This is a genomic window from Amycolatopsis sp. NPDC003731, assembly GCF_053586895.1.
This window is the reverse complement of record NZ_JBSFNC010000104.1, coordinates 1-20,621: the sequence shown is the minus strand read 5'-3', so window position 1 is coordinate 20,621 and position 20,621 is coordinate 1. Positions and strand designations below refer to the sequence as shown.

General features: G+C 72.3%; 17 protein-coding genes. 9 read left to right on the top strand and 8 right to left on the bottom strand.

What is annotated here, in order from left to right; translation table 11 throughout:
- Positions 1-26: 26 nt before the first annotated feature.
- The 5 genes from ACWDN5_RS32855 (at position 27) to ACWDN5_RS32835 (ending at position 5,037) form a co-directional block, all read left to right on the top strand.
- Entirely contained in the window at positions 27-1,310 is a 1,284-nt protein-coding gene (locus ACWDN5_RS32855; protein ID WP_449679002.1) for an alpha/beta hydrolase, read from the top strand.
- Positions 1,307-1,669 (top strand): immunity 8 family protein, encoded by a 363-nt coding sequence (locus tag ACWDN5_RS32850; protein ID WP_449679001.1) that lies wholly within the window; start codon positions 1,307-1,309, stop codon positions 1,667-1,669. Before ACWDN5_RS32855 ends, ACWDN5_RS32850 begins: the two co-directional genes overlap by 4 nt.
- Before the next feature lie 105 nt (positions 1,670-1,774).
- Positions 1,775-2,650, top strand: coding sequence for an LLM class F420-dependent oxidoreductase (locus ACWDN5_RS32845; RefSeq protein WP_310975422.1), 876 nt, complete (start codon positions 1,775-1,777; stop codon positions 2,648-2,650).
- A 186-nt stretch (positions 2,651-2,836) separates the two neighbouring features.
- Positions 2,837-4,225: a hypothetical protein gene (locus tag ACWDN5_RS32840; RefSeq protein ID WP_449679000.1), complete on the top strand. Its 1,389-nt coding sequence runs from the start codon at positions 2,837-2,839 to the stop codon at positions 4,223-4,225.
- Positions 4,226-4,389: 164 nt separating this feature from the next.
- The gene (locus ACWDN5_RS32835; protein WP_310975426.1) at positions 4,390-5,037 is read left to right on the top strand and encodes a GTP pyrophosphokinase; all 648 of its coding nucleotides are present in this window, start codon (positions 4,390-4,392) and stop codon (positions 5,035-5,037) included.
- Here the strand turns inward: ACWDN5_RS32835 and ACWDN5_RS32830 are convergent.
- From ACWDN5_RS32830 to ACWDN5_RS32820, 3 genes are read right to left on the bottom strand one after another with little or no spacing between them, the layout of a single operon-like run.
- Positions 5,034-5,666: a TetR/AcrR family transcriptional regulator C-terminal domain-containing protein gene (locus tag ACWDN5_RS32830; RefSeq protein WP_449678999.1), complete on the bottom strand. Its 633-nt coding sequence runs from the start codon at positions 5,664-5,666 to the stop codon at positions 5,034-5,036. The two genes, ACWDN5_RS32835 and ACWDN5_RS32830, sit on opposite strands and share 4 nt — an antisense overlap.
- Positions 5,663-6,964, bottom strand: coding sequence for a cytochrome P450 (locus tag ACWDN5_RS32825; protein ID WP_449678998.1), 1,302 nt, complete (start codon positions 6,962-6,964; stop codon positions 5,663-5,665). Before ACWDN5_RS32825 ends, ACWDN5_RS32830 begins: the two co-directional genes overlap by 4 nt.
- A 35-nt stretch (positions 6,965-6,999) precedes the next feature.
- Positions 7,000-7,659, bottom strand: coding sequence for a DUF998 domain-containing protein (locus ACWDN5_RS32820; RefSeq protein WP_310975431.1), 660 nt, complete (start codon positions 7,657-7,659; stop codon positions 7,000-7,002).
- 190 nt (positions 7,660-7,849) lie between these two features.
- Between ACWDN5_RS32820 and ACWDN5_RS32815 the strand changes: the two genes are divergently transcribed.
- A complete protein-coding gene (locus ACWDN5_RS32815; RefSeq protein ID WP_449679011.1) occupies positions 7,850-10,315 on the top strand; it encodes a M14 family zinc carboxypeptidase in 2,466 nt (821 codons plus the stop codon).
- Positions 10,316-10,361: 46 nt separating this feature from the next.
- On the opposite strand, the gene ACWDN5_RS32810 is transcribed toward ACWDN5_RS32815, so the two are convergent.
- From ACWDN5_RS32810 to ACWDN5_RS32800, 3 genes are all read right to left on the bottom strand, one after another.
- The gene (locus ACWDN5_RS32810; RefSeq protein WP_449678997.1) at positions 10,362-10,973 is read right to left on the bottom strand and encodes a LysE family translocator; all 612 of its coding nucleotides are present in this window, start codon (positions 10,971-10,973) and stop codon (positions 10,362-10,364) included.
- Positions 10,974-11,088: 115 nt separating this feature from the next.
- Positions 11,089-12,180 carry a J domain-containing protein gene (locus ACWDN5_RS32805; protein ID WP_449679010.1) on the bottom strand — a complete coding sequence of 364 codons (1,092 nt, stop codon included), beginning with the start codon at positions 12,178-12,180 and terminating at the stop codon, positions 11,089-11,091.
- Positions 12,181-12,608: 428 nt separating this feature from the next.
- Complete coding sequence (locus tag ACWDN5_RS32800) at positions 12,609-14,201, bottom strand: AMP-binding protein (RefSeq protein WP_449678996.1); 1,593 nt, start codon at positions 14,199-14,201, stop codon at positions 12,609-12,611.
- Between the two features lie 192 nt (positions 14,202-14,393).
- Here ACWDN5_RS32800 and ACWDN5_RS32795 point away from each other — a divergent pair, with 192 nt between their 5' ends.
- From ACWDN5_RS32795 to ACWDN5_RS32785, 3 genes are all read left to right on the top strand, one after another.
- Positions 14,394-16,397 (top strand): hypothetical protein, encoded by a 2,004-nt coding sequence (locus tag ACWDN5_RS32795; RefSeq protein WP_449678995.1) that lies wholly within the window; start codon positions 14,394-14,396, stop codon positions 16,395-16,397.
- The gene (locus ACWDN5_RS32790; RefSeq protein WP_449678994.1) at positions 16,394-17,983 is read left to right on the top strand and encodes a hypothetical protein; all 1,590 of its coding nucleotides are present in this window, start codon (positions 16,394-16,396) and stop codon (positions 17,981-17,983) included. Before ACWDN5_RS32795 ends, ACWDN5_RS32790 begins: the two co-directional genes overlap by 4 nt.
- Positions 17,984-18,054: 71 nt before the next feature.
- Entirely contained in the window at positions 18,055-18,564 is a 510-nt protein-coding gene (locus ACWDN5_RS32785; RefSeq protein WP_449678993.1) for a DinB family protein, read from the top strand.
- 4 nt (positions 18,565-18,568) lie between these two features.
- Here the strand turns inward: ACWDN5_RS32785 and ACWDN5_RS32780 are convergent, their stop codons facing one another.
- Together ACWDN5_RS32780 and ACWDN5_RS32775 are read right to left on the bottom strand one after the other, a co-directional pair.
- Positions 18,569-19,285, bottom strand: coding sequence for a transporter substrate-binding domain-containing protein (locus tag ACWDN5_RS32780; RefSeq protein ID WP_449678992.1), 717 nt, complete (start codon positions 19,283-19,285; stop codon positions 18,569-18,571).
- A 49-nt stretch (positions 19,286-19,334) separates the two neighbouring features.
- On the bottom strand, positions 19,335-20,426 hold the full coding sequence (locus tag ACWDN5_RS32775; protein ID WP_449678991.1) for an aldose epimerase family protein: 1,092 nt from the start codon (positions 20,424-20,426) through the stop codon (positions 19,335-19,337).
- Between the last annotated feature and the right edge of the window lie 195 nt (positions 20,427-20,621).

The window sequence follows — 20,621 nt, the reverse complement described above, 5'->3', positions numbered from 1 at the left end:
CGCGAAACCAGGGTGACACTGGCGGCATGAAGGTCGTCGACGGGTACCCCGGCACACGCCGCCCGTCGACGACCGCCCGCTACCTCGGACCACCGCCGCTGCGGCGCGGTCCGGTGCTGATCACGGCCGCTTTCGCGGCCCTGGGCGGTGCGTTGATCCCGGCCGCTTCGGTGGTGGGTCTCTGGCGCCTCTGGCAGTTCTACGCGATGCTGTTCGCCCTGGTCGCGGTGGTCGAATTCATCGCCTTCGTCGCCGTTTTCGGGTGGCCGACGCGCAAGACCGCGCACGCCGCGGCGGTCACCGCGGCCGCCGGCCTCGCGCTGTGGGTCGCGAGCCGGCCGCTCGGGCTGCTGACCCGCCTCGACCCGTGGCAGCCCGCGGACACCGTCCTCGGCTTCACCGATTACCTCGCGGCCGCCCTGCAGGTCATCGCCGTCTTCGGGTTCCTGGTCGTGGCACGGCGGGGAGCGCACCCGCGGCCGTCGGCGCCGCGGCGGGTGGCGGCGTGGATCGTGCTGTTCCCCGTGCTGCTGCTGGTGCTCGCGGCCGGCACCGCGGGCACCATCGCGGCCGGCGACCGCATCACCAGCCCGGCCGCCTCGACCCTGCTCGACGGCAGCACCGTCGAATACTGCCGCGCGGACGGGATTCCCCTCGAAATGGACCTCACCCGCCCGGCCGCGCGTGGCGCCCCGGTGGCGCTGTTCCTGCACGGCGGCGGCCTGATCGCGGGCAACCGCAGGCCCACCGGGCCGGGCGCGCTGCTGGCGGGGTCGCGGCTCGGGCCGCTGCGCGACGCACTGACGGCCCGCGGATTCGCCGTCGCCGCGATCGACTACCGCCTCGCCCCCGCCGCCCGCTGGCCGGCTCCCTTGGACGACGCTCGCTGCGCGGTCCGGTTCCTCGAGGCCCACGCGGCGGAGCTGGACCTCGACCCGGCCCGGATCACGGCGGTCGGGACGGGCGCGGGTGGCACGCTGGCGTCCCTGCTCGGGGTGGCCGGAACGCCGGAGGTCCGTGCGGTGGCGGCGATCGACGCCCCGGCCGAATTCGACCTCGCGGGCCAGGACCCGCTCACCCGCGCGTCGGTGCTGGCGGCATTGGGCCGTTCCCCGGCGACCCTGCGCGAGGCGAGCCCGCTGACGTACCCGGGCACGGGCGCCCCGCCGTTCCTGATTGCGGGCGGCCGCAAATCGGCGGAGTTCGCGGACCGCCTGCGCACGGCGGGTGTCCCGGTGACGACGGGTGGCGGCGATCCGGCCGAGGTGGCGCAGTTCCTGGCGACGGCCACCGGCACACTGACCCCATGACCACGGACGCCCGGGCCGAGATCCGGTACCTGCTCACCCCGGACATCGAGCCGGCGACCTACGTCCCGGACGATCCCGGGCGGTTCATGTTCCTGGTCCAGCTGATCGCCGGGCCGGCCGGGGAGCCGGGCGAGGAATCGTTCGACTTCGAGGTCTGCAGCCCCGGGTGGCTGGCCGAACAGGCCCGCGGCGGGCCGATCTCGGGCCGCCACCACGTGATCGTCGACCGCTTCGACTGGCCCGCGCTGGTCGCGTACTTCGACGCCCTGGTCGCCCGCTGCACCGGCGCGAACTGGGCGGAGGTCACCGCGAAGCTGAGCCGGTACGGACTCTGGGAGTTCGAGGACTACCGGGCCTGAGCTTCCCGAAGACGTTGCGCCGCGCCGGTGTCCGTGGCTTGACCTGGAGCGCGCTCCAGCCTCTAGCGTGAGGTCACGCCGACCGAATCGTCAGGAGAATGCTTCATGGAGCTCGGTTTCCACCTTCCCATCTTCGACATCGACGGCGGGACCACCGCCATCGCCGGTGAGCTCGCCCGGGTGGGCGCCGCGGCGGAGGAGGCCGGGGCGACCTGGCTGTCCTTCATGGACCACTACTTCCAGATCGAGCCCACCGGCCTGCCCGCCGAGGCCAACATGCTGGAGGGTTACACGACGCTGGGGTTCCTCGCCGCGCACACGTCCCGGATCGAACTCGGCCTGCTCGTCACCGGCGTCACCTACCGGCACCCCGGCCTGCTCGCGAAGATCGTCACCACCCTCGACGTCCTTTCCGGCGGCCGGGCGGCGCTGGGCATCGGCGCGGCGTGGTTCGAGCGCGAGCACCGGGGGATGGGCGTGCCGTTCCCGCCGGTCGCCGAGCGGTTCGAGCGGCTGGAGGAGACGCTGCGGATCTGCGGGCAGATGTGGGACCCGGCGGACAACGGCCCGTTCGAGGGCAAGCACTACCAGCTCGCCGAGACGCTGTGCGCGCCCCAGCCGATCAGCCGGCCGAAGGTGCTCATCGGCGGCGCCGGCGAGCGCAAGACGCTGCGGCTCGTCGCCCAGTACGGCGACGCGTGCAACCTGTTCGCTTCTTCGCCGTCGGACGTCGAGCACAAGCTGGACGTGCTGCGCCGCCACTGCGACGACGTCGGCCGAGACTACGACGAGATCCGCAAGACGGTCCTGGCCAACAACCCGCGTCCGACACCGGAAACCCGCGACGACTTCGTCCGCTCGATGGAGGACTACGCGAAGCTCGGCATCCAGCAGGCGATCGTCACGCCGACAACGGGTTCGCCGGCCGCGTGGATCGAAGGCATGGCACCGGCCGTGCCGCAGCTGGCCGGACTGGGCTGAGCCTTTACCTCGCGCTAACCCCGGCCCTGGTAGTCAGGAACCGGACCGGCGGACCGCCGGCTCCGGGTGAGCTGCACCCTCTTGGTCCACAGTGGACACTCTCTGGTCGGTTTTTCTTTCCGGTGAACCATTCCCGGCGTGGTGCCGTGTGTCCCGGTGAGGTGGCGACCAGAGAGGAGGGGCTCGATGCCCCACGTGCGCAGTACCGGACGACACCGCAAACCGGCGACGATCGGGCTGGTCGCGCTGCTGGGAGTCGCGGGAGCGACCGCGACGGCGATCGCGCTCAGCAGCCCGGCGAGCAACGCGGCCACGGAAAGCTGCGGCGGCCTGGACACGGCGTTGCAGAACAACCTGACGTTCATCGCGGGCCAGCAGGCGGCCCCGGACGCCCAATCGCCGGCGAGGATAGCCAACCGCCAGGCGGTGGTGGATCAGATCAAGCAACGCCGGGCGGCAGCGGGCTGCGACGGAGCGGTGGCGGCGAACGCGGTGGCGGCCGAGTGCGCGGCGGTGGCCCAGGCAGGCCGGCAGGACAAGGCCGCGGAGAAGAAGCAAGCCGGCCGGAACGCGGCCGAGGGTGATGGTAAGGCGAAGAACGGCAAGGCCGCCGAGCAGGGCATGGCGGGCGAGAACGGGATGGCCGGCGGAAACGGGATGGCCGGCGAGCAGGGTATGGCCGGCGAGAACGGCATGGCCGGTGGGAACGGAATGGCCGGCGAGAACGGCATGGCGGATCAGAACGGGATGGCCGGCGAGCGGGATATGGCCGGCCAGAAGGGGATGGCAGGCCAGGAAGCCGACGCGCAGGACGGATCCGCCGCCGCCAACGGCAAGGCCAAGAAGAACAAGGCCGCGGAGAAGAACGCCAAGGCCGCCCAGGAAGCGGCCGCCCAGGCCGACGCGGCGGCCCTGGCTTGCGGTGTGGTCGAGAAGTGCGTGGCGCAGGCCGCGGGAGCCGCCGACGCCAACGGCATGGCCGACCAGAACGGCATGGCCCACGGCAACGGCATGGCCGAACAGAACGGTGCCGCCGAGCAGAACGGTGCCGCCGAGCAGAACGGCATGGCCGGCGAGAACGACGCGGCCAAGCAGAACGATGCCGCTGAGCAGAACGGCATGGCCGACAAGAAGGATGCCGCCAAGCAGAACGGCATGGCCGGCGGCAACGGCATGGCCGACGAAAATGGCATGGCCGACCAGAACGGCATGGCGCAGCAGAAGGGCGCTGCCGAGCCGAGCGGCGCAGCCAACGAAAACGGCATGGCCAACGAAAACGGCGCAGCCAACGAAAACGGCATGGCCGACCAGCAGGACGCGGCCCAGAACGCCGCCGCGGCCGAGCAGGACTGCGCGGCCGTCCTCGAGTGCGTCGCCCAGGCCGGCGCTGCCGACCAGAACGGGGCCGCCGCCGAGCAGCAGAACACCGCCACGGCCGAAAACAAGGCCGAGAACAAGGCCGAAAACAACAAAAAGAACAAGAACCAGGCCAACGCGGCGAAGCAGGCCGCCGCGGTCGCGGAGAAGTGCGTCGCCGAAGCAGCTCAAAAGGCTACCGCCACCGCTGGCAAGTGAGGCCAGGAGGGTGTGCACCGGAAGCGGGCCGGTGCACACCCTCCGTCACTTCGCCACCCGATCCGGTGACTCTCGGGAACTTCTGGCCGCCGTCGTTCGTTCACCCTGTGCACCCCAGTAACCTGGTTCCCGCACCCGACGACCGACGACAGCACGAGGCTTCAGTGACCACCGACCCGGCGGCCGAGGACCTGCGCGAGGCGGCCGACGAGCTCGCCGTCGCCGGGCAGCTCCCGCGATTCCTGCTGATGTACAAGTTCGCCATCGAAGAGCTGATGACGAAGCTGCGGATCCTCAGCGAGGAGTTCGACTTCGTCCACCAGCACGATCCGATCGAGCACATCACCAGCCGGGTGAAGCGGCCGGAGGCCATCAAGGAAAAGGTGCGCCGCCGGGGGCTCGGCGGCGACTGGGTCTCCGCCGCGCACGTCCTCGACGACATCGCCGGAATCCGGGTCGTCTGCCCGTTCGTCTCCGACGTCCACGAGGTCGCCCGGATGCTCACCGCGCAGGACGACGTCGAGCTGCTGCGCACCAAGGACTACATCGCCAAGCCGAAGGCGAACGGCTACCGCAGCCTGCACCTCATCGTCCGGATCCCGGTCTTCCTCTCCGACCGCGTCGAAAAGGTCAAGGTCGAGGTCCAGCTGCGCACCATCGCCATGGACTTCTGGGCCGCGGTCGAGCACAAGCTCTCCTACAAGTACCGCGACAGCGTCCCGGCCGACTTCGCCGGCGAGCTCGCGGCCGCGGCCCGGACCGCGGCCGACCTCGACCGGCGGATGGCCGCGCTGCACGAACGGATCCGCTAGGGCTCGCCCAGCGCGTCGAGCATGATCCGCAGCCCGAACTCGAACTCCGCTTCGTGGTCGCACACCGCCAGGTAGGGCGCCGCCACGGCGACCACGGGCAGGCCGGACCGCTCGAGGTCCGCGAGCCGCTGGACGCTGCCGCCGAACGTCGGCGCCGCCTCGACCTCGCGCATCAGCGTGCCGATGAGGAACGCCAGCACCGCGCGCAGCCCGTGCACCGCGCGGTCCGGCGGAAAACCCGCCGCGAGCAGCGGGGCGAGCACCGCCTCCACCGGCGCGAGCGCCGTCATCGACGCGAGCCGGCGGGTCAGCACCAGCGGGGCCGCCCGCGGGTGGTCGAGCAGCGCGGCCCGGAACCCGCGCGCCAGCGCCGACATCGTCTCCCGCAGGTCCGCCCCGGCCGGCGGCTCGGGGATCGCGGCGAGCAGGACCTCGGCGATCCCGTCCAGCAGCGCGTCCTTGCCGTCGACGTGGTTGTACAGGCTCATCGGGTCGACGCCGAGGCGCCGCGCCAGCTTGCGCATGCTGACGGCCTCCAGGCCTTCCTCGTCGACCAGCGCAAGCCCGGCGAGCAGGATCCGTTCGCGCGACAAGACGCCCTGGGGCGGCCGGCCCCGCCGGGTCGTCACGGCGTGAGCACCGCGGGGAGGTTCTCGTAACCGCGCAGGATGCGCGTCGACCGGCGGCGGCCGCCGGGCAGCACGCGCAGGCCGGGGAACCGGTCGAAGATCGTGCGCAGGCCGATTTCCCCCTCCATGCGCGCCAGCGACGCCCCCAGGCAGTGGTGGCGGCCGGCGCCGAACGACACGTGGTCGCGCGCGCCGTCGCGGGTGACGTCGAAGACGGCCGGGTCGGCGAACACCCCGGGGTCGCGGTTCGCGCCCGCCAGCACGGTCGTGACCAGCGCGCCGCGGGGCAGCGGAACCCCGGTGACCTCGGTCGCGCGCGTGGCGACCCGGCCGGTCAGCAGCACCGGCGGGTCGTACCGCAGCACCTCCTCGACCGTGTTGGCCCACAGCTCCGGCCGTTCACGCAGCACCGCGAGCTGCCCGGGATCGGCCGCGAGCAGCGCGATGCCGCTGCCGAGCAGGTTGACGGTCGTCTCGAAGCCGGCCGCCAGCACCAGGCCCGCGGTGGACTTCAGCTCCGTCTCGGTGAGGCCGACACCGCCGTCGCGGGCGGCGACGAGCTTGCTGAACAGGTCGTCGCCGGGGTGGCGGCGCAGGTGGTCGAGGTGCTCGCCGAGCCAGGTGTCGAACTCGGCCAGCGCGGTCTCGACGTGGCGGAACGTGCGCCAGCCGAGCCCGAGGTCGAGGCTGGGTGCGGCGGCCGCGCCGAGCGAAAGCACCTTGCCGAGGTCGGACGGCGGCACGCCGAGGATCTCGCTGATGACCGTCACCGGCAGCAGCCCGCAGTAGGACTCGACCAGGTCTATCGGGGCGCTGGGGTCGAGCCCGTCGAGCAGGCCGTCGGCGATCTCCTGCACCCGGCCGCGCAGCTGCTCGACCGCGCGCACGGTGAACACGCCGGTGACCAGCTTGCGGTACCGCGTGTGCTCGGGCGGGTTGACGGCCAGCAGTGACGGCGGCCGCACCGGGTGCAGGTGCTCGCCGGCCGACCACTCCACGAGCCGGCCGAGCGCGGAGCCGTCCGAGCCGATGACGCCGACGCGGAAGTCTTCGCTGGCCAGGACCTCGCGGACGGCGGCGTGCGTGGTGGTCATCCAGCCGAACCGGGTGCGCGCGAGCGGGCCGGCACCGCGGATCTCCTCGAACAGGCCGGTCAGGTCCCGCCCCTCGGCCGCGGCGACGACCATGCGGCCCTGCAGGTCACCGCGCTTGGCCTCGCGCCGCAGCACGGTCCGGGGGAGTGCGTGGCCGAGGCCCCAGCGCACCACGGGTTTAGTCCAGGACAGGGCTCCGGTCATGACATCCCCTCCGGTCGGCGTACCTACACTGTAGGTTATCGCCGCGGCCCGGACCTCGCCCCGACCGGCGCCAGCAAGACGCCCAAGGCGACCAGCTCCGTCAGCGCCATCCCGCGTTCCACCAGGCCGAGCGGGATCAACGTCCACCAGCGGCCGTCTTCCGCGGCGGCGACCACCACCGCGCCCAGGATCACCGCGAACCAGCCCAGTGAGGCCACCGCCAGCACGATCGCCAGCCGGCGGCGCCCGGGCGACGAGGGGAACGCCGTGCGCGCCGCGACCAGGACCGCCAGCGGCAGCGCCACGAACGCCACCACGCTCGCAATCCGGTGCAGCGTGCCGCCGAAGTCCGCGCGGGAGACCGTGGCCCAGTCCGGTTTGGGGAACGCCACGATGACCAGCAGCCCGACCGTCCACAGTGTCCCCAGGACGGCCGCGGGCACCGGGAGCCGGCGCTGGCCGCGCAGGACCGCCAGCCCGGCCGCCGAGCCGAGGGCGACCAGGACCACCGCGAGGTCGAAGACCCACTTGTGGTCGGACAGGCCGTACTCGCTGATCGTGCGGCGGGTGACGCTGATTTCGTCCGTCGGCGGGATGACCTGCAGCAACAGCACCAGGCCGGCACCGATCACCAAGGCCGCAATGCCCGTCAGCGAGACCGCGACCGACACCCGTCGCGCAGGGACTGTGACCATGAACCGACAGTAGCCGACCGGTGGTTGAACTCCCCGTGAAAGGAGCGCGGGCGTTGAACGCTGTACGACTTACGGCGGTGTCCGCGGCCGGATTTCCTCCATTATGGTCGCTCGGTTCCGGTACGTCCGTGCGTACCGGTCTCGGTCAAGGAGGTCGCTTCCTGTGGGGAATTCACCAAGACGGCTGGTGATGCTGGCTTCGGCCGTCGCACTGGCCGGAACGTTCGTCGCGCTGCCGTCCGGCACGGCGGGCGCGGCGCAGAACATCCTGCGCGCCGACAAGTCGGTGGCGCGCTCGTGCTTCGCGAAACTGCTGCCCAAGGGCACTTCGGGCACCGACCGCCGCGAGCTGACGTCCACCGTGGACGGTCTGGTCCAGGCGCGGCTCAAGGCGCAGGGCGCGGAGGGTGACTGGGACGTCGCCGTCTTCGACAAGGCCACCGGTGCGGTGGTCGCCGCTTCGGCGGCGTTGCGCAGCCACGAACTCGCCGAAAGCTTCGTGAAGAAGGGGCAGGAACTCGTCGTCCAGGGCTGCCGGTACGGCGGCTCGGCCGGCCAGGTCCAGCTGGGGGTCGACTTCCTGGCGCTGACCCCGCAGGGCACGCCGACCGGCGCAGCCGCGGCGGCTCAGCGTGCGGAGCTCGTCCGCGTCGAGACGCCCACGCGCGCCGACAAGAACAAGCTGACCGCTCTCGGCCTCGACGTCACGGAGAAGGGTGACGCGACCGGGGTCGAGGTCGTCCTCGCCGGCGACGCCGACCGCCAGACGCTCAAGAACAGCGGTTTCAAGTCGAAGGTCATCGAGGCGGACCTGTCGGCCAAGTCCGTCCAGGACGCGAAGACCGACCGCCAGTACGCCGCGAAGACCGCCGCTTCGGCGCTGCCGTCCGGGCGCACCAGTTACCGGCACCTCTACGAGTACAACTACGAGATGAAGGAACTGGCCCGCAAGAACCCGGGCCTGGTCTCGGCGTTCACCATGCCGGAATCGACGTGGGAAGGCCGGGACGTCGTCGGCGTCGAAATCGCCACCGACGTCAAGAACGTGACCGACGGCAAGCCGGTCAACTTCACCATGGGCGTGCACCACGCCCGGGAGTGGCCGGCCGGCGAGCACGTCATGGAATGGGCGTACGAGCTGGTCAACGGCTACGCCAAGGACCCGGCCATCCGGTCGATGGTGAGCAAGACGCGCAACATCGTCGTGCCGATCATCAACCCGGACGGCTTCGAGATCTCCCGCGAGGCCGAGCCCAAGGGCGACTTCACCCGGTTCGACTACGAGATGAAGCGCAAGAACTGCAACGTCAACGACTCGCCGCCGCAGTTCGCGACCGGTGTCTGCAAGGCGAACCCGGGCGGCCGCATCCGCGGCACCGACCCCAACCGCAACTACGGCGGCTTCTGGGGCGGCAACGGCGCCGAGGTGGCCTGGAGCGGTGACACCTTCCGCGGGTCCGCGCCGTTCAGCGAGCCCGAGGTGCGCAACGTGCGTTCGATCGTGTCCTCGCGCCAGGTGACGAACCTGCTGACGATGCACACCGTCGCCGCGCTGGTGCTGCGCCCGCCGGGCGTGGCGGACGTCCGCCCGCCGCTGGAGGAGCCGCAGTACAAGGCCCTCGGCGACAAGCTGGCCTCGCGCAACGGCTACACGAGCGAGCCGAGCTGGGCGCTCTACGACACGACCGGCACCACCGAGGACTGGTCGTACTGGGCCACCGGCGGCTGGGGCTTCACCATCGAGGTCGGCGGCAACGGCTTCCACGGGCCCTACGCCGACAGCGTCGTCGCCGAGTACGAGGGCCTGGCGCCCGCGGCCGGTGCCGGCAAGGGCGGCAACCGCCAGGCGTTCCTGGACATGCTCGGCAACGCCTCCGACCCGCAGCAGCACTCCACGCTGATCGGCTCGGCGCCCAAGGGCTACCAGCTCAAGCTGCACAAGACGTTCCAGACGCCGACGTCGCCGGTGATCCAGCCCGACGGCTCCACCAAGCCGCCGATCTACATCACCGACGACCTGAACTCGAAGTTCACCGCCAGTGGCGGGCGCTTCGCCTGGTCGGTCAACCCGTCGACGCGGCCGTACGTGGCCGGCCGGTACGGGCGCGACCCGCAGGGCCCGGCGCAGCAGGGCTTCCCGGTCACCAACCCGGCGGGCGTGCCGCCGATCAACCAGAACTACCCGGCCGATCCGGCGGGTGACACGTTCACCTTCCACGTCGACGGCCTGCCGAAGGTCGACAACGGCAAGTTCAGCGTCAACATCAACTGGGCGAGCACGTCGACCGACTGGGACCTGTTCATCTACGACGCGGCGGGCAACCTGGTCAGCTCGTCGGCGAACGGCGGCACGACGTCCGAGCACGCCGTGCTGTTCGACCCGCCCGCGGGTGACTACAAGGCCGTGGTGGTCAACTACGACCAGGCGAACCCGGGTGCGACCGACGACTGGACCGGCGACGTCTCGTTCTCGTCGCCGATCCCGCCGACGTACGGGACGAAGGAGGCCTACCAGCTGACCTGCTCGACGCCGAACGGCAAGCTCGTCGGCGTGGCGGACGTCTTCGCCGACCGCGGCCAGACGGTCGACGTCGGCGAGGTCTGCACCCGCTCCGCGCACGCGCAGAAGCAGCGCGCTTCGGGTGGTGTCCGGTAGTTTCCGCTTGATCCATGAAGGCCTCCTCGCTCGCGCGGGGAGGCCTTCACGGCATTACGGCGAGGGCGATGCCGAGGGCGATGAGAACCGTGCCCACGACGCGGTTGAGCGCCGGTTCGGCGCGGGCGTACCAGCGCTGGGTGGCGGGGGAGGAGAAGAGCAGGGCAACGCTCAGGTGCCAGCCGGCCGAGGCGGCGACGATCAGCGCGACGGCGGCGGCCTTGACGGCGGTGGGCTCGGTGGGCGGCAGAGTGGCGGTGAGGACGCTGCCGAAGAACGCGGCGGCCTTGGGGTTGGTCAGGTTGCTGAGCACGCCACGGCCGAACGCGTTGCCGTGGCCGAGCTTCTCCTCCGGCGGCTTCACGGGCGCGCGGGCCCGCCACCACAGCCGCACCCCCAGCCACGCGAGATAGCCGCCGCACGCGACGCGCAACGCCGTCGCCAGCCAGGGCGTGCGGGCGAGGACCGTGCCGAGCCCGAAGACCGCGACCGCGGCCAGCAGCCCGCCCGCGGCGACCACCCCGAGCGCGATGGCGACCGCGGCGCGCCGGGTCCCGGTGGCGGCGGTGTGGGCGATGAGGACGAAGTTGGGGCCGGGGGTGACCGCGGCCGGGAGGTAGGCCAGGAGGACGGTGCCGAGGGTGGCGGCGGGACTCACGTCGTGGGGCCGCCGACGCCACGGCGATCGGGATTGCCGGTCCCGCGCTCCGGGCGGTCACGCGGAGACCCCGGAACTGTCGGCGCCCCCTGGTAGCGTGGAAATCGGGGGCTGCTCATGCCGCCCGGCCGCCGCCGACTACCTGGTCGCGCAGGGTCCGCAGCGTCTCGTGGTCCACTGTGGACGGATCCGCCGCCAGCCATGCGCCGATCTCGTGCAGGAACTCTTCCGGGGTCATCGGCGCCACCGGCAGGTCGCCCGGGTCCGCCGTCGTCAGGTCGCCGCTGCGGCTCGGGTACACGATCATCGCGCCCCGCAGCGTCACGCCCGGCAGAAGGCCGCGGTAGGCCGCCAGGCTTTCCGCCAGCCGGCTGCCGCCGCCGCGGAACGGGCGGCCGTTGCGCAGCAGCCTGCCGTCCTCCGCCGTCTCGTAGTGGCCCGGCAGCCACAGCTTCGACTCGATGAGCACCAGCCGCTTGCCGCACAGCACCGCGTGGTCGACGTCGGCGAACACCGAGCCCGGCCAGGCGAGGCCGTGGAAGATGCGGGCGCCCGGCAGGCGGGTCAGGTAGCCCTCGAGCAGGTCCGCGGTGAGCCGCTCGGGCAGCTCGTCGCGCTCGGTGCCCGGCGCGCCGAACACCGTGCGGTCGCCGAACTCCTCGGCGTACGCCTCGCGCGCCTTGGCGGCCCGCAGGTACCCGCGGGCCAGCCGCTGGACCAGCAGGGCCGTCCCGGCCGTCAGCAGCAGCCACACGATGAGCACCGGCGTGCTGAAGCCGACGCCGGTGACCAGCGGCAGCAGGACGAGCACCATCCCGGCGACCGCGACGACCACCGGCGTGTGCCCGGGCCCGCGGCGGCGGCCGTGCCGCATCCGGGTGTCCTCGCCCGCGAAGTGCCACCAGCCGAGGTCCTCGGCGTCCAGCTCGGGCAGGTCGGGGACGAAACCGGGCTCGTCGCCGAAGCGCCGCCGGGGACGCGGCCGGACCGGCACCGGCACCACGGTCGCGCCGCCGGAGTCGTAGCGCGCGCGGGCGACCGGGTCGCTCAGGACGTCGTAGGCCTCGCGCAGCAGGCGGAACGTGCCGACCGTGCCGCCGCCGTCCGGGTGCATGGTCTTGGCCAGCCGGCGGTAGGCCGTCTTGACGTCGGCCGCCGTGGCGTCGCGACGGAGGCCAAGCACCTCGTAGTAGTCGACGTCGGGCACGCGGGTGGTCACCTCCGATGGCTGCGCGAAGACTTTATGGGGTCGGGTCTCCGGGGCTGTCACCGCCTCGGCGGCGCGCCAGGGTGATGGTCCTCGGTGCAGGTCAGGGCGGTGTGAGGGGTTTTCCCGGTGACGGCGGGGGAATCGGGTGCTCCGGCGGGGCGCTCGTGGCGGGCCGGGTGACGACGCCGGGCGCTTCGCCGATGCCTCGTTTGCGGTGGTCGGGGTGTGTCCACTTCGGACTGCGCGTCACTCGGAAGTGTTGCTGTGCCGGAGAAAGACCGGTTCGCGGTGACGTTTCGTAGTCGGAAACCACTCGGATGGCCCTGAACATGTGTTCGAATTCTCGGTTAGGCTGGGTCCATGTCCTCCTCCAGACGTGACGGGCCCACCGCCACCCCACCTCGGCAGCGGGCCCGTCACCCCCGTCAGCGCTCGCGCAGCAGGTACCGCTGCAGCTTGCCGCTGGCGTTGCGCGGCAGCGTGTCGAGGAAGCGCACCCGGCGCGGGTACTTGTACGGCGCGGCAACGGCTTTGGCGTGCTCCTGCAGGGCGTGCACGACGTCCGGGCCCGGGGCGGCGCCGGGCCGGAGCACGACGAAGGCGGTCACGACCGCACCCCGATCCGGATCGGGCGTGCCGACGACCGCGCACTCCTCGACGTCCGGGTGCGTCAGAAGTACCTCTTCGACCTCGGGAGCCGCGATGTTGTAGCCGGACGAGACAATCATGTCGTCGCTGCGCGCCACGAAGCGGAAGTAGCCGTCGGGCTCGCGGACGTAGGTGTCGCCGGTGATGTTCCAGCCGTCGCGGACGTAGTCGGTCTGGCGCGGGTCGCCGAGGTAGCGGCAGCCGGTGGGCCCTCGGACGGCGAGCAGCCCGGGTGTGCCGTCCGGGGCCGGCCGGCCGTCAGGGTCCAGGGCGGCCGCGCGGAAGCCGGGGACGACCTTGCCGGTCCGGCCGGGGCGGGCGTCGTCGCCGGCCGCGGAGATGAACACGTGCAGCATCTCCGTGCTGCCGATGCCGTCGATCAACGGTGCTCCGACGGCGTCGCGGTACTGCTCGGCCACGGCGGCGGGGAGGGCTTCACCGGCGGAGACGGCGCGGCGGACGCCGGCCAGCAGGGAGCCGTCGCCGGCGCCGAGGATCGCGCGGTAGGCGGTCGGGGCGGTGAACAGCACCGTCACGCCGTGCTCGGCGACGATCGAGGCCAGCTCCTTGGGCGTCGCGCGTTCGACCAGGAGCACCGACGCGCCGGCGTGCAGCGGGAACACCAGGAGGCCGCCCAGGCCGAAGGTGAAGGCGAGGGGCGGGGTTCCGCAGAACACGTCGTCCGGGGTGGGCCGGAGGACGTGGCGGGAGAACGTGTCGGCGATGGCGAGCAGGTCGCGGTGGAAGTGCATGGTCGCCTTCGGTGTCCCGGTCGTGCCGGAGGTGAAGGCGAGCAGGGCGACGTCGTCGGCGGCCGTCGGCACGTCGGCGAAGGTCGCCGGGTGGCGGGCGCAGCGCTCGGCCAGTTCGGCGCGTTCGGTGCCGAAGGGTACGGCCGGCAGCTCGGGTGGCAGCTCGTCGAGGAGGCGCTCGTCGCAGAGGGCGACCGTGGGCTGCGCGCGTTCGGTGATCTTGTCGAGCTCGCCGCGGCGGAGCATCGGCATCGTCGTGACGGCGACCGCTCCCGCCTTGAGGACGCCGAGCCAGCAGGCCGCGAGCCACGGCGTGTTGGTGCCGCGCAGGAGGACGCGGTGGCCCGGCACGACACCGAGGTCGGCGGTGAGGACGTGCGCGATGCGGTTGGCGCGGGCCAGGACGTCGCCGTAGGTCCACGTCTCGTGCGGTGAGCGCAGGCAGGGGCGGTCCGGGCCGAGGCGGGCGGCGGTGCCGTCGAGCAGGGCTGTCGCGGCGTTGAGGCGGTCGGGGTAGTGCAGCTCCGGCAGGTCGAACACCAGCCGCGGCCACTGGTCGGGCGGCGGGAGCCGGTCGCGGCAGAACGAGTCCGTGTGGGCGCTGGGAGAAAGCTGCATCGCCGCTCCTCGTTCTCGGCCTGTCCGCCACCTGGAAGGTAGCACTCGTTGCGACCGTCGAGAAGGCGCAATGTCGGATCGATGACGACAGAAATCGGAGGACGATGGCGTTCGATCTGTAACCCCGGAGGGTGATTCGCCGACCTAGTCCCCGCCGGTGCATCCGGGGCGGCACCTGGGGAGGGAAGGCGAATGGACGGTTTCTCGCTGCTGGAGGAGGCCATTCGGTCGATGCCGGTGCCGGGAGCGCCGCCCCGCCTGTCGCTCGACGGGGCCGCCGTGGGGCTTTCCTTCCTGGACACCGCGCTGCGGCTCAACCACGTGCGGCGGCTGACCGAGCGGATCTCGCTGGTCGACCACCGGGTCGCGCGGCGGATCACCGAGGTGGACGTCCGGCTCGGGATGCTCGACGAAGGGCAGCGGCAGGCCTCCGAACTGTTCCGCAGCATCGCCAGCCACCGCGCCGACGGCGCGGAACAGCCGGACGGCCCGGCGTTCGTCGCCTCCGAGATGTGGGTGCCCGTCGCCCGGATCTCGCGGACGGCCGCGCCCGTCGACGTGCGGGACGCCTCGGGCCGGAAACTGCCGCGGCTCACCCAGTACGAGACCTCGCGGCTGCTCGCCTCGGGGCTGTACCGCCTGCTCCGCGGCATCCTCACCGGGTTCCCCGACGCCCGGCGCGACGAACCGCTGGCCCGGCTGCTCTACCAGGACCACGAACCGCGCTGGCTCATCCAGGCGGCCCTGCTCGCGCTGCTGACCGACCGCAGCCGGCCGACTGGTCCGCGCCCGCGGGACCTCACCCCGGGGATGACGGCCGGGCACGCGGCCGACTGCCGCCGCAAGGCGCTGAAGCTGCTCGCCGACTACCGCGAGCCGCTCGGGGACTACTTCGCGCTGCTCGACGTCGCCGTCAACAACTACCTGCTCGTGGTGGCCATGGACCGCGGGGCCGACGAGCACCTGCTCACCTACGAGGCCCCGCTCGCGGTGGAGAAGCCCCGGCCCCGCTGGTCGTGGAGCGGGACGCTGCGGGCCAGCAGCCGCGGGTACCTCGTCCAGTACGAGGGCGCCATCCCGGCGAGCCTGCGGTCGTACCACCTCGTCGTCGAGACCGAGCCCGGGGTGCACATCCAGAAGATCTACCTCCGGACCGACGCCGATCAGGGCCTCGCGGGCGAGCTCGTCACGGACCTGAAGACCCTCGCCACCCGGCTGGGGCCGGCGGCCGCGCCGCCGCGGAAGTCGCCCTACTCGAAGATCCTCGAGCTCCAGACGCAGACGACCCTCCGCCGGCTCGCCGACCTGCTCCGCCGCCGGCAGTGGGACGCCGAGCACGCGCGGATCGCGGTGCCCGAACAGTACCTGCCGGGTGTCGCCGAGCTGGGCTGGGCGGCGATCTCGGGCGAAGCCGTGGCCGACGGTGCCGCGCTCGACAACTCGCTGATCCGCCACCCGGTCGTCGAGCCGGCCAGGCTCGGGCAGGCCGCCCGGGAGCTCGAGGCGCAGGAACTCGAATACGACCTCGCCACCGAGGACAACCCGACCAGCAACCAGGCCAGCGTCTACTGGCGGCGGCGGGCCGTCCGCTCGCTCGACGGCGCGCAGATCCGGACCCGCGCCGGGATCCTGCTGCGCGACGCCACCCCGTCGAGCCCGACGACGGTGCTCCTCTACGCGTTGTCCGTCGCCCTCATCGCCTACTCCGCGGCCACCTTCGCGGGGCACCACTTCTGGCCGTACTGGGGCGCCGGCGCCGTCCGGCTGCGCGCGTCGAGCGCGTCGAACAGTCCCGGGGCGCTGATCGCCGTGCTGCTGCTCGTCCCGGGTTTCCTGTACTCCCGGCTGCCGCTGCCGGACCGGCATTCCGTGGCGGGGCACCTGCGGGCGTTGCCGCGGCTGGTGGCGCACGTCTGCATCGGGGCGATGGCCCTGCTGTGCGCGGCCATCGCCGCGGACTCCGCGCGGTCGGTCCTGCCCGTCGCGTTCGGGCTGGCCACCGTGGTGCCCCTGCTCGCGGCCATCGCCCTGGTGCCGCCGATCCGCTCGGCGTGGAGCCGTCGCCGCGACCCGCGCCAGGACGCCGAGGAACTGCACCTCATGGGCGCGCCGCACTGGGTCGACGGCCGGGGGACGAGCAAGCAGCGCCGCCGGACGCCGGACGCGATCTTCTCCTCCTCGGGGTCACTTTCATGAGCGAAGGGACGAACATGCCCGGCGATGCGCCGAAGGCCCGTTCGGCGCACGCGCTGGCCAACCTCGCGAGAGCGGGCTACTGGTCGCTGCGGCAGCCGCTGACCGAGGTCGACTTCGAGGTGCACCACCTCGTCGACCGGCCCGGCTACCTGGTCGGGCTCGTCACCGGGGAGGGCCGGAGCGAGCCGAAGTCGCGGTTCTTCCTGGAGACGCTCTCCTCGAGCGCCCACGGCGCCGGGCTGGTCGTCGGCATCCGGACCGGGGAGAAGCCCGACCGGCTCCGGATCCGCGACCACGGCAGCACCGTCGAACCGGAACTCGATTTCGGCTCGGACGAGCTGAGCCACGTCTTCCGCGGCACAGCCCGGCCGAACCTGACGTTCCTGGCCGAGTCCGATCGCCGGATCGAAGGGATCATCGCGATCGCCGACGAGCCCGCGAAACTGCGGCTCAGCCACGGCACCCAGATCAAGAACCTGCTCGCCACGCTGAGCCAGATCGCCGTCGAGGTGGCCCGCGGGCCGCTGCTGTCCATCCAGTGCCCGGTCCAGCTGCCCGTGGAGGTCGAGGCCGAATACCGGGAGGAGCGGATCCCGCGGGCCGCGTCGCTGGCCGTCCGGTTCTCGATCGCGCTGCAGCACCCGAGCGCCGAGCTGACGTTCGAGATCGCCGAGCGGATCATCCGGTACTGCGAGGAACGCGGGTTCCGCCTCTGGCTGGCCGACACCCGGCTCGGGCACCGCACCGGCAACTGGTTCCGGATCCGCGCCCACCCGGCGGAAGAGCCGCACCCCGGCGAAGCACCCGAAGGCGTGCTGTCCACGATCATCCCGGTCACCTTCGTGGGCCCGGCGCGGGTCGGCTCGACGCACGCGCTCGTGTCCCTGCTGCTGCAGTTCCCGGAGATCGGCGTGGTCGGGGCGTCGATCACGCTGCTCGACGACCTCGCGTTCATCCACCTCCAGCTCGGCGTGGTCACCCCGGCCGAGGAAGTCGCGCTGCCGGTCGCCCACAGCAGCGAAGACCCCCGCACGGCGATCACCACCATGTTCGCCGGGTTCGCCAAGGTGCCCAACGGCAAGCACGGCCAGGAGCTGAGCGACCACCTGTGGGAGCGGGCCGGCGACTATCAGACGCTGGCCGGCCCGGTGGTCCCGGTGGTGCACCCGGCCGCGCAGCGCCGGCTGGCGATCTGGATCTCGTGGCAGATGGAATGGACTCCGCGCGGGATCTCCGTCGCCGTGCGGGCGCTGCGGCAGGCCTTCGACTACATGGGCTTCCCGCTGCCGGAAGGCGACGCGGCCGGTGCCGAAGCCCGCGACGCGCCCAACCTCGAATACCTGATCTGCCGGGACCTGGGCAATTCCCTGTTGCGGGGCAAGGGCAAGTTCTCGGTGCCGCTGAACCTCGTCCAGCAGCGGTTCACCAGCACGGCGGTGGAGATCGCACCCTCGAAACTGTGCGTCGGGCTGGAAGACGCGTGGAAGACCGCGCTGGACGAGGACCCGGGCGGGTTCGCGGTCCGGGAAGTCACGGTGGTGTGGCGGGAGTTCTGGCTGGGGCACTGGGCGGCCACGTCGGTCTGACCCACCGGTCACCCCGTCGTGCGGGCGCGGGAACCCGGTGTCGCGGGTCGCCGCCCAGTAGCTTTTCGATCATGGTCGAGACACCCGAACCCCCGCCCACCCTGGCCGATCCGCGTGCGCTGCTGCTGGGCTACCTCGACCACAACGCCGCCGCCATCCTCCGCAAGCTCGACGGCCTCTCCGAGCACGACCTGCGCCGGAGCGTGCTGCCGTCGGGCTGGACGCCGCTGGGCATGGTCAAGCACCTCGCCTGCACCGAACGCTTCTGGATCCGGTACCTGTTCGCCGGCGAGGACGTCGACTTCTCCTGGCCCGGCACCGCCGAGCAGGAGTGGTTCGTCGCGCCGGAAGAACCGTCGGCGGACATCTCGGCGTTCTTCCTCGCGGAACGCGAGAACTGCGCCCGGCTCGCCGCCGTCACCCCGCTGGACGGCCGGGCCGTCCGCACCACCCGCCGCGGCGGCGCCGAAGAACACCCCACGTTCGCGTGGATCCTGTGCCACCTGGTGCAGAGCTTCGCCCGCCACGCCGGGCACGTGGACGTCGGCCGCGAGCTGATCGACGGCGTGACCGGCAGGTAACCGGTCAGGCGGGCGGGGCGACCGTGGCGTCCTGATCGGCTCGGCGCAGCGCGTCGGCGACGAACCCGGTTGCCTTGAGCTCCTCGACCAGCTCGTGCAGGAACGCGATCGTCTCCGGGCGGCGGTCCGGCGTGGTGCAGACCGCCTGCCGGATCTCCATGAACCGCCCCGGGAGCACGCGGGTCCCGGGGTGGGCGGCGAGGTAGGCGGTCATCGGCCGGCGGATCCCGGCGGCAACCTCCAGGCTCTCCGCCTCGAACGCCGTGACACCGTCCTCGCCGCGCACGATGGTGGCGTGCCGGAGGGTGCGGGTCAGGTACAGGTCGTACGCGGACCCCTGCTTGACGCCGATCCGGACGTCCGGCCGGTCGACGTCGGCGGGCGACGCCAGCGGCGAGCCGTCGGCGACGACGTACACGCCTTCGATGAGGACGTACGGCGCCGTGAAGGTCACCTGTTCGGCGCGGGCGGGCTCGATCGCCAGGAAGCCGAGATCGGCCGCGCCCGAGGTCAGCGCCTCGAACGACTTGCGGGCCGCGTCGGAGCACACGAACCCGACCGGGACGCCGAGCCGCGCGGCCACCTCGCGGGCGAGGTCGACCGTGATCCCGCCCGGTTCCGCCGGCGTGCCGTGCGCGAGCACGGGGTTGCCGAGGTTGATCGCGGCGCGCAGCGTGCCGGTGGGCGCGAGGTCCCAGGCGACGGCGGAAAGATCTCCCATGACCGGCGAGGCTAGCGGCGGGCCCGGGCGTGCGCCCCGCGATTGTCGCTCACGCCACCGGCGGCTCGTCCGCGGTGGTCAGGGCGAACACCGTCTCCTGGTGGTAGACCTCGCCGGGCCGCAGCACCGTGCTCGGGAAGTCCGGCCGGTTGGGGGAGTCCGGGAAGTGCTGCGCCTCCAGCGCGAACCCGGCGCCGCGGTGGTACGGACGGCCGCTCGTGCCGGTCAGGTCCGCGGTGAGGTAGTTGCCCGAGTAGAACTGCAGGCCCGGCTCGGTCGTCCACATCGTGAGCAGGCGCCCGGACCCCGGGTCCCACGCCCGGGCGGCGAACGGCGCCCCGGTGTCGAGCACCCAGTTGTGGTCGTAGCCCAGGCCGATCGCCAGCTGCGGGTCGGGCTCGCCGACGCGGGCGCCGATCGGCGCCCACCGGCGGAAGTCGAACGGCGTGCCCTCGACCGGCACCGGCTCGCCGGCCGGGATCAGGTCGTCGCCGGTCGGGCAGAACCGGCTCGCGGCGATCTCCAGGCGGTGCTCGTGGACGTCGCCCGTGCCTTCGCCGGCCAGGTTCCAGTAGGTGTGGTTGGTCAGGTTGACGACGGTCGGCGCGTCGGTGGTCGCGAGGTAGGTGATGCGCAGGCGGTCGTGCGCGTCGAGGCGGTAGATGACTTCGGCGGTGAGCCGGCCGGGGTAGCCCTGGTCGCCGTCCGGGCTGATCAGGGTGAGCCGGACGGCGACGCCGTCGCCGTCGCGGATCTCGGTCGCCGACCAGACCCGCGTGTCGAACCCGGCGGGCCCGCCGTGCAGGCTGTTCTTGCCGTTGTTCAGCGGCACCCGGTACTGGACGCCGTCGAGGGTGAAGGTGCCGCCGCCGATCCGGTTGGCGAACCGGCCGATCACCGAGCCGAGGAACACCCGGTCCGCGTCGGGCCGGTTGTTGGCGACGTAGGAGTCGAGGTCGGCGAACCCGAGGACGACGTTGCCGAGGCGCCCGTCGCGATCGGGCGCTTCGAGCGACTGGATGACCCCGCCGTAGTCGAGCACGCGCACGACCGGTCCGCCGGGACGCCCCAGCGTGTACCGGTGGACGTCGGTGCCGCCGGCCTGGCCGAACAGCTCCCGGGTGAGTTCGGGTGAGGTCATCGGTGGGCCCTCCAACGTGCTGTTAGCGCTAACAGCGTGGGACGACTTTAGCCGACCGCGCGGCCGCTGTCAGCCCGGTCGGCCGCGGGTTCGCACGTCGCGAATGACTCATTGCGGACCTCAGGCGTCCCGAATGAGTCATTCGCGACACCGGTGGAAGCCGCACCGAGAGGGAGAGCGTCGGGGAGGGGAAGA